The organism is Nocardia seriolae NBRC 15557 (assembly GCF_007990715.1).
In the GTDB taxonomy this organism is placed as follows: Bacteria; Actinomycetota; Actinomycetes; order Mycobacteriales; family Mycobacteriaceae; genus Nocardia; species Nocardia seriolae.
Map to the genome: position 1 here is coordinate 20987 of NZ_BJWY01000101.1, position 7897 is coordinate 28883.

The window sequence follows — 7897 nt, forward strand, 5'->3', positions numbered from 1 at the left end:
ATCGGATTCATGCGGCGTCGCGCTGGTCATCCTCTGGGAGGGTGGCCAGCGCGTTGCGTAGGAACAGGGCGAGGGATGCGATCACGTCCGGGTTGTCGATGGTGGGCGGCAGCCCTTGCCGTAGCCGTGCTTCGGCGACCAGTCGGCGGGTCGCCTCGCTGGTCGGCCCTACACGCATGCGGCCCTTGCCGCCCGCTGCGGCCCCTGTGTGGGGCTGTGCGGTCGTGGGCGGGTGATCGGTGCCGGGCGTGCCCTGTGTGGCGCTGTGGGGTGTGGGGCGTTCATTCATGGTGTGGCCCGTCCTGTCCGTGCGGGGGTGTGGGTAGGTCGATCAGGCGGTGGCGGGTGGTGTGCCCGGCCAGCCACCACACCGGCCCGGCCGGTGTGCAGGTATCCAGATCGGTCACAGTGGCGGTAGCCACAGTGAGCCCGGCCATGGCGGCGAGTTGTTCATCCAGTAGGCGATGGAAATTCTGTTGCCTTTTCGGGCCGGGGAGCACGAACAGGACCGGGATACACAAACCGCCGGTGCGCAGATCCTGATATCCGCACAATTTGTCGATCAGCCGCGACAGTTCTTCGGTGCCCGTGTCGTATTCGAGGAAGAAACGAATACGCCGCCCGTCTTGCAGCCATTCCCCGTATCCGTCTGGGCGCGTGATTTGGGCGCATGCTGCGGTGGCGTCACGCTCGTTCCACCATTCCAGCAGTTCGCACCCGGAATTGTCGCGTGCATGATGCCGGAGTGCTGTGAAGAATTCGTTTATCCCCAACAAATGGTTGAGTTGCGGATTCCTCGATAGCTTCAATGCTTTTTGGTGCACGGTGTGCGGGGTGGGAATGGGTTTGTCGGTGGCGGCGGCGTGGATCATCGCGCCGAGGGGTCCGAGGGTGTAGCGGTATTCCTGGGAGCCGGGCCGCAGACAGCCACGGAACCGCGCGAGCACCCCGCGCCGCTCGAGCAAGGCAAGGCGTTTGCGGGCGGCGTTGCCATCGGCGGGGAAGAACAACCGCGTGACCTGACCAGCGGTGAGAGCTTTATGGGCTGCGAGCAGGGCGAGCAACTCGAGGTCACGGCCGGTGAGTTGGCGTTGTTCGGTGATCGCATCAGCTATGGAAATGCCCCGCCGGGAGGCTATTACAGCCTGTCGGGGTTGCCGCGCGGTCACTGTTCACCCCCGCTGGACTGCGTCGATGCCGGGGGCGCGGTGTCCCGTTCACTGTCCCGCTCTAGCTGGGAGGGTGAATGGGACAGTGAATGGGCCGGTGAATGGGATAGTGAAAAATGTTGCCCGCCAGCCGGATTCGAGGCGGATTTGCCGGTGGCGAGTTGGTGGCGGTGGGCCAGAGCGTGCCGTGCCGCTCGCGAGAGTCCGGTACGGGCGCGGGCCGCTGCGCGCAAGGCGCCACCGCGTCCGGGAATCGGGTCCGGCAAGGGTAGTGCGGCCAGATCGAACGGGGCTGCGTCGGTGCCGTTGTTGATGATACGCGCACTGATACCGAAATTCGGGCGATGCGCCAGATCGGTGTCATCGAATATCGGCGTGAAATGCGCGGCTATTTTCGTGGCGTCGGCCGGTGACACTCGGAACACTATCTTGTTGCGGGCGTTGGCATCGACCGCGCCCCGGATATCGGTCGGCAATTGCCCCAAATGCTGATGCGCGAGCACCAGCGAGACACGATAGCCGCGCGACTCGGCCAATGCGTCATCGACGCCGATGGGCAGATGGAGGAAGTTGTGGCATTCGTCCACGATAATTGTGGCGTCGGGCCGATCCTCGGGGGCACGCTCGGCACGCCGCGTGGTCGCCGACCACAATCCCGACAGCAGCAGCGACCCGATCAATACCGCGCCGTGTTCGCCGAGTTCACCTTTCGGCAATCGGGCGATGAGAATTCCGCCATCGAGAATTTCGGAGAGATCGACGGTCGAGGTCGGGGTGGCGAGCAGATCGCGGGCGAATTGGTGGGACATGACCGGCCGCAACCGGGAGATCACCGGCCCATACAGTTGCTGGCGTTGGACGGCGGTCAAGTCGTCGTAGCCCTGCCAGTAGCCTTCCAGCCCGCCGGGGGTGCCGTAGCGTTCGACCAGTCGCCGCGCGTAGCCGGGCTGGGTCAACAGCGGGATGATGTCGGCGAGGGTGGAGCCGGGGCGGCGGATCAGGGTCAAACAGGCCGCGCGGAACCATTCGTCCATGCGCGGCCCCCAGGCTTGGGCGTATACGCGCCGGAATGTGCCGGTGATCGTTTCGGCGGTGTACTCGCGTGCCTGGACGGTGTCGGCACCGAGCAGGGTCAGCACGTTCCACACTGGCGGCGCGTCGTGCTCGGCGGGGTCGAAGATGACCAGGCGATCGGCGCACTCCAGCGGTAGCCGCTCGAGGACGTTGCGGGCCAGGTCGCCTTGGCAGTCCAGTAGCACCACGCCCCGCCCGGCCGCCGCTTCGGCCAGGGTCAGATTCGCCAGCCACGTCGATTTCCCGGTCCCGGTGATGCCGGGCACGTGGATGTGGTGGCGCGCGTCGGGCACGCGCAGCCCGATCACCTGTCCGCCATTCACACCGAGGGGTTTGGGGTGGCCGCGGCGCGGGTCGCGCGGCGGGGTCAACCGCAGCCGCGGGACGGGGTCCTCGGCACGGTCGCTGTTGTCGGTGGCGGGGGTGACGTTCATGACTGGCCCTCTTGGTCGTCGCGGGTGCGGGCGATGTCGTGGGGTGGGCGGTGGGATCGGGCGGGGCTGGTGTCGATGCCGTACACACCGCCGGAGGCGGGCAGGTGCCACAGCGCGCCCAGTTCGGCGACCGTGGCCACGAACCCGGCCCCGGGTCGGCGGCACGAAACCTTGTATCCCGGACGGCGCACGCGCCGGGTGAGCAGCCCGTCACCGGCAGTGGCCACCGCGTCGAAACCGTCCGCGATCAACCGCGTTTCGTGACGCAGGTAGCGGGCGGGGACCGGACCGCAGACCGCGACCCGCACTGTGACCCGCAGGTGCGGGCCAGCCGCTTTCTTGGCCACCACGGCCCGGTACCGTGCCGCCGCCACCGGGTCCACGGCTGTCGGCGCGGCAGGGCGCGGGGCAGGCGATGCGCCGCCGCGCATGGCTTCGCGCATCATGTCTTGGACGAACGCCAACACCGCATCCAGCAGCCGCAGGGCGGGGCGGGTGTCGCCGGTACCACGTTGCGCCGCAACGATTACCGCCACACTGGCGATCTCGCCCGGGCCGCGCTCGGTGAGCGCGGTCAACGCCTGCCCCAGCGGATCGGCCGTGTCCGCACCCGCCCGCACCCCGGCCGAGGAAGGGGCCACGACCGGTGACCACGCTCCGGCGCGCGACACCACCTCCCGTGCGGCCACCGGACCCGCGCCGCCGGTCAATTTCGGCGGTGCGGTCACTGTGGCGTGTGCGCCCGGCCACGCACCGAGCACGGCGGCGATCACCGCGCGGGCGGACAGAGCGGGCGGCACCCACACCCCAACCCGCATCCCGGCGTCGGTGGCCACGAACTCACACGCCACATACCGCGCCCACAGCGGGTGTCGGCGGGTGCGGCGGCACAAACCCGCGAGAGATCGCGCGAACCGTTCGCCCGCGTCGGCGGGCAGGTGCGCGGGCGGGGTGATCTGCACCCACACCGCCCGCGCCGCTTCCCTCGCCCGCAGCCTGCGCAACCCCCACGACGACACCACCGCGAGCACCCCCACGCCCGCCACGCACAGCCACCACCACACCGGCACCGATCCCATGAACCCAGTCACCGTGTCGATCAGTTGCGTGATCACGACACACCACCTCCTGTTGCCGATAACCGGCCCGGCACCCTCACCGAGCCTTTGTATGCAGAGAAGTGCGCGAACCGAGCCCATGTGACAGCCGGGCAGGAAATTCGCCCGGCCCTCACCTGCGGCCGATTCCGGCGCACACCGCTGTACGTGCCACCGCTGCACGGTGGGTTGGCGGGGATCGTCATCACTGTGTCCTGTCGTCGTCGGGGTCGCTATCGGGCGCAATGTGCCTCTACTGGTACAGAGATCAGGGAATTGCCGATGCTGTGACGGTGGTGTCCTGTCTTGTTCCAGCCGCTCTCGCAAAATGCGCCTTGACCGGGGCCGGGGGCCAGCCGGCCGGGGCGGTACCGAGCACGCCGGCACCGCCCCGCCCCCCGATCAGGCTGTCTGGTCGGGATCTATGGCGGTCACGGTGAACGCCTCACCGCCACAGGAACCGCGCTCGAGCTCGCTGTGCAGGTGCGCGGAACACACCGCCAGGGCGTACCCGTCGGCGTGCAGTACGGCTGCCGCTGGTTGCTGGCAGTGCCGTAGGCGGTGGAAGGTGGTGTCTTGGCCGTAGCGTTCGTGCCCGGCCGCGTCGCAGTACCAGCCCGGCACGATGCCACGGTGACTGAGCATGTCCCCGTGTTCGGGGCATCCCGACCACGGGATCTCACAGCCACCGGGCACCGGGTCGAGATCGGCCGCGTTCAGCTGGGCCAGCAGCGCCAGCCGCAGCAGCGCTCGACCGCCGGGCTCGAGCAGCCCGGCCACGTTCGGCGGGACCGGGACCTGTTCGAGTGCCACCAGTTCGTGCAACCGTGCTTCGGCCACGTCCAGCCACTTCGCGCCCAGTGCCGGGATTTCGCGACGTAACCAGCCCGCCTGATCGATGCCGGTACCGAAAGGGGTGGGGTGGTGCGGGGAGTTCGACATGGGGATCTCCTGAAAGTCGTTGGTAGAGTTGAACTCCGGCAGTGATGAGTGAGGACGTTCGCCGTCGTCCGGGCCGGGTACCGGGGGCGTGTCGGGGGTGCGGTTCATCGCGAAACCTCTTCCGATTCGTGTGTGGGTGCCAGCCACCGCAGCGCGCGACACGAGACCGCGCGTGCGGCGGGTGGTTTTCGGGCAACACAGGGATCGGCGGCGCAAGCGGTCCAGGCAAGGCGCTTCGCAGACGGCGAGGGGGTGGCCGGATCTCGAAATCCGGGTTCTGAACCTCGCGCCCGCTGACACCCCACGCGGGGGTGTCGCGCACCATGCCGAACCGGGCACCACGCGCCACCGGGACTCTCGACTCCCAACAGGCCCCTGGGGCCGGTATTGGGCCGGTCAACCGGTGGTGCCAGTTTGACAAGCCAACCTTGAACGCATAGTCTCGGTCATTAAGTTCGGAGTAGTGTGTAAGGTGGGCTGGATCACACTGGATTTCGGAACCTACTCCCTCCACCTAGGGTCTGTCAAGACTCTTCTTGAGAATATTTTTCTGAACATGCACGGCGCGCCCCCAACCTGCGAGGTTGGGGGCGCGCTTTCGTCTGGTTGAGAACTGTCAGTGTTCGCCGTGGGGGTCTGTCGTACGCGCGGTGTCGCAATGTCGGCCGTAGGGTTCCAGGTCACCGAGAAACGTTCGACACCATCACATCGGCACGCACGCCCCCAACGCGAAAAGTCTTGGAGGCGTGCGTGATTAGGATTCGGGCGCAGGTCGTGCGGACCGGGTTATTCGAGCGAATCCGCTGCCACGTCCGCCACGTCGCCGTAACGCCGGGGGGCGTTCACGTCGAACGGTGCAACGGTCTGCCCGTCGAACATCATCGTCATGATCGGGCCGGTTGCGGGTTCGGCCGACACCGGGGGCAGCGCCGCACGAACGCGCTCGGCGAACTCCTCGAGTGTCAACGCCTGCCCGTCGCGCCACAGGTCGGCCAGCACCGACGCGCCACCGCGCCCGGGGTAGGCCAGTGCGGCCAGCAGATGTTCGGGCAACAGTTCGCCATGGCTGCGCCGCCCCGCCAACGTTGCCGCCCGGCACAGGATGGTGGCTGCGGACTGCGATGACCGCTCGAGGGTCAGCTTCGCCTTACCCTCTTGCGTGTGCACCCTCACCTCAGGGTTGTTCTCACTCATGCGGTGGTTCTCCTCGCTCGGGTGGTTCTTCAGCAGCTGATGACGGACGTTTCGCCGGAGTAGTCACTGAATGCGAAAGGTACGCCATCCGACGACACGCCGACGATGTTCACGCTCATCCGGAAAGTGCCCGGGACCACGCCCGCACAGTTCGCCTGGAGTTCGTGAGTTGCCCCCGGCAGCGGTGGCGGGATGTCGGTCAGCCGCCCCGAATCCATCCAAGGCTGCCACTGGTCATTGACCTTGCGTTGCAACCCGAGTACGAGACTGTGTTCCTTCGGTGGGGTATCGCAGAACGCGAACCCCTGCGCGGCGATCCACCCACCCAGCGGGTTCTTGCGTGGTGCGTCCCAGGTGAAGCGGAAGTCGCACGCCTTGACGTCGGCCTGCGCAGCGGGAGCCTGCACACTCACCACGGTCCCGGCAGCGAACGTGAACGCGAGAAAAGTTGCGGCAATGATGTTCTGTCTCATCGGGTGTCTCTCATTCAATTGTTGTTTCTTTCTTCGGTGCCCGCCGGATTCTGTCCAGCGAAACAACCGCCATCACGGGAGCAGGCGGGAACCCGCTGCCGTCGTTTTCAGGTTCAGGTGATCCGTCGATCGGCGGCCGACTCATGCGCGGTGTCGCCCGTGTAGGCGGTGCAGATTGGCGACCGGGACCCGATGGAATACGCGGCCGTCCGCGACGAGCAACGGCCCGCCGGGCGCGGACGTGACGGGCGGGGTATCGGCAGCGATTCCCCATCGCGCGGCGGCCACGCCAACGGCACAAGACAACAGGACCAGAACCAACTCGGCCAGCGCACTCACGAAGCCCCCTCAAATCGGCATCATCGGTATCTATTCGGTTGTGCTTCTTTCCTTTTCGTTTGATTCGGCGACGGCTCTCACAGCGTGAACCGGCTGCCTTTGGTGGCCCACAGAGCGCGCCCGCGCCGGGTAAGTCGCCAGCCCGCAGGTTCGTTCTCGGCCAGCCCGCGCGCCTCGAGGCGGGTCAGAATCCGCCGTGTCGCATCACTGTTCAACGACATTCCAGGGCCGGACGGTGGTGCGGCGACCACGATTGCGATCTGTTCGATACCGAGCCCGTCTGCCGTGTTCAGCGCGCCCAGCACGGCCAAGTCGGTCAGGGCGAGAGGGCTCAGGCCGGACATCCCTGCCTCCCCCCGAAGTAACGAGCGAACGTCTCACGCGGCAGCACCGTCTCCACATCGCAGGTATGCATCAGCCGATCCAGCGTTAACGCGTCAAGGTGAACGCTGGACGGGATGAGCACTGCGTCCACGTCCGATTCACGAACCTGATCGACCAGCGCCAGCATCGAGTTCTCGTCCGGCCAGATCAATGCGTATCCGAGCCGTCTGGCGAGTCTGGCCACCTGTGCCCGATCCCATTGCGCCCCAACGCCGGACCACTCGTCATCGACGAAACCGAGTGCCGTCGGCCGAATCCTCATGACCGCCTCTTTTCGTGAATACCTGTAATTTGCATAGCGCGACCGGCACGCGAACGCCTCAGCGCATCTTGGTTAAGGAAGTCCTCCGGCGCATCGAACGCGCCGCAATAAATACGGGATACTCGGTTAGCGAATATCCGCGCGCCTCACCGGCATTCCCCATTCGAGAACGAAACCGATCAAGCGCCCAAGTCTGCGCGGTCTGACAGATCGTGTTCCGTCGGCCGCTTCCTCGGATATGTATTCTTGGCAGCCCTTCGGGAACCATGTTCCGCTGTCTTGGAGAGCTGCAAATACGGTGGCCACCTCGCACGCGCTGGGCAGGCGCTTCCGGAAATGGTCCGTAACCGGTGTGATGATGATCGGGTCGCAGCCATCAGGCAGGCTGCGCAGATGTTCGATAGTGCGCTCGAATCCTCGCCCGTCACTATCCATGCACCACAACACATTATCGCCTATCCGCCGCCTCAATCGCGGGTCGGACATTGCACGCGCGAGCTCCGCGCTCAGGCATTCGGTGCTAGTGTCC

Annotated in this window: 10 protein-coding genes; all 10 read right to left on the minus strand. The window is 66.5% G+C overall.

The window, feature by feature from the left end:
- Positions 1-7: 7 nt before the first annotated feature.
- Positions 8-289 (minus strand): hypothetical protein, encoded by a 282-nt coding sequence (locus NS2_RS26045; RefSeq protein WP_147207310.1) that lies wholly within the window; start codon positions 287-289, stop codon positions 8-10.
- The gene (locus NS2_RS26050) at positions 282-1169 is read right to left on the minus strand and encodes a replication-relaxation family protein (protein ID WP_081986181.1); all 888 of its coding nucleotides are present in this window, start codon (positions 1167-1169) and stop codon (positions 282-284) included. The genes NS2_RS26045 and NS2_RS26050 overlap by 8 nt, the downstream gene beginning before the upstream one ends.
- Positions 1166-2677: a type IV secretory system conjugative DNA transfer family protein gene (locus NS2_RS26055; RefSeq protein WP_052486741.1), complete on the minus strand. Its 1512-nt coding sequence runs from the start codon at positions 2675-2677 to the stop codon at positions 1166-1168. Before NS2_RS26055 ends, NS2_RS26050 begins: the two co-directional genes overlap by 4 nt.
- The gene (locus NS2_RS26060) at positions 2674-3792 is read right to left on the minus strand and encodes a hypothetical protein (protein WP_033089980.1); all 1119 of its coding nucleotides are present in this window, start codon (positions 3790-3792) and stop codon (positions 2674-2676) included. Before NS2_RS26060 ends, NS2_RS26055 begins: the two co-directional genes overlap by 4 nt.
- A gap of 384 nt (positions 3793-4176) precedes the next feature.
- Positions 4177-4716 carry a hypothetical protein gene (locus tag NS2_RS26065; RefSeq protein ID WP_145961810.1) on the minus strand — a complete coding sequence of 180 codons (540 nt, stop codon included), beginning with the start codon at positions 4714-4716 and terminating at the stop codon, positions 4177-4179.
- 786 nt (positions 4717-5502) lie between these two features.
- A complete protein-coding gene (locus NS2_RS26070; RefSeq protein ID WP_143161374.1) occupies positions 5503-5910 on the minus strand; it encodes a hypothetical protein in 408 nt (135 codons plus the stop codon).
- 29 nt (positions 5911-5939) lie between these two features.
- A complete protein-coding gene (locus tag NS2_RS26075; RefSeq protein WP_033089977.1) occupies positions 5940-6383 on the minus strand; it encodes a hypothetical protein in 444 nt (147 codons plus the stop codon).
- A gap of 416 nt (positions 6384-6799) precedes the next feature.
- Positions 6800-7066 carry a hypothetical protein gene (locus NS2_RS26080; RefSeq protein WP_033089976.1) on the minus strand — a complete coding sequence of 89 codons (267 nt, stop codon included), beginning with the start codon at positions 7064-7066 and terminating at the stop codon, positions 6800-6802.
- The gene (locus NS2_RS26085; RefSeq protein ID WP_033089975.1) at positions 7054-7368 is read right to left on the minus strand and encodes a hypothetical protein; all 315 of its coding nucleotides are present in this window, start codon (positions 7366-7368) and stop codon (positions 7054-7056) included. The genes NS2_RS26080 and NS2_RS26085 overlap by 13 nt, the downstream gene beginning before the upstream one ends.
- A gap of 126 nt (positions 7369-7494) precedes the next feature.
- On the minus strand, positions 7495-7897 hold a 403-nt coding region (locus NS2_RS36915), incomplete at its 5' end, for a hypothetical protein (RefSeq protein ID WP_222594886.1).

Bases quoted from the DNA above. Each gene is read 5' to 3' on its own strand.
- NS2_RS26045 (WP_147207310.1), bottom strand. From the start codon at position 289: ATGAATGAACGCCCCACACCCCACAGCGCCACACAGGGCACGCCCGGC.
- NS2_RS26055 (WP_052486741.1), bottom strand. From the start codon at position 2,677: ATGAACGTCACCCCCGCCACCGACAACAGCGACCGTGCCGAGGACCCC.
- NS2_RS26065 (WP_145961810.1), bottom strand. From the start codon at position 4,716: ATGTCGAACTCCCCGCACCACCCCACCCCTTTCGGTACCGGCATCGAT.
- NS2_RS26070 (WP_143161374.1), bottom strand. From the start codon at position 5,910: ATGAGTGAGAACAACCCTGAGGTGAGGGTGCACACGCAAGAGGGTAAG.
- NS2_RS26075 (WP_033089977.1), bottom strand. From the start codon at position 6,383: ATGAGACAGAACATCATTGCCGCAACTTTTCTCGCGTTCACGTTCGCT.
- NS2_RS26080 (WP_033089976.1), bottom strand. From the start codon at position 7,066: ATGTCCGGCCTGAGCCCTCTCGCCCTGACCGACTTGGCCGTGCTGGGC.
- NS2_RS26085 (WP_033089975.1), bottom strand. From the start codon at position 7,368: ATGAGGATTCGGCCGACGGCACTCGGTTTCGTCGATGACGAGTGGTCC.